General features: G+C 82.5%; 1 pseudogene. It reads right to left on the reverse strand.

The features are described 5' to 3' along the window. Positions 1 to 257 (reverse strand): annotated as a pseudogene (locus BST11_RS27845) (hypothetical protein); the annotation flags it as partial.

A 257-nucleotide genomic window follows, 5' to 3' on the forward strand; every position in this document is an offset into this window, starting at 1 on the left:
CCCTGACCGCCACCGCCGCCGGTGCCACCCACGCCGCCCTGACCGCCGTCGCCGGCGGTCCCCGAGGCGCCGGTGACCCCGGGCGTGGCGCCGACCCCGGCCGCGCCACCCGACCCGGCGCCTCCGCCGGTACCGCCGGTGCCGCCAACGCCTCCCTGACCGCCGGCCACCCCCGCGTTGAGGCTGTTGTCGGTGCCGGCCCCACCCTGGCCGCCGACCCCACCGGCGCCGCCGGTACCGCCGACGCCACCCGAACC

Source organism: Mycobacterium alsense (assembly GCF_002086635.1).
GTDB lineage: Bacteria > Actinomycetota > Actinomycetes > Mycobacteriales > Mycobacteriaceae > Mycobacterium > Mycobacterium alsense.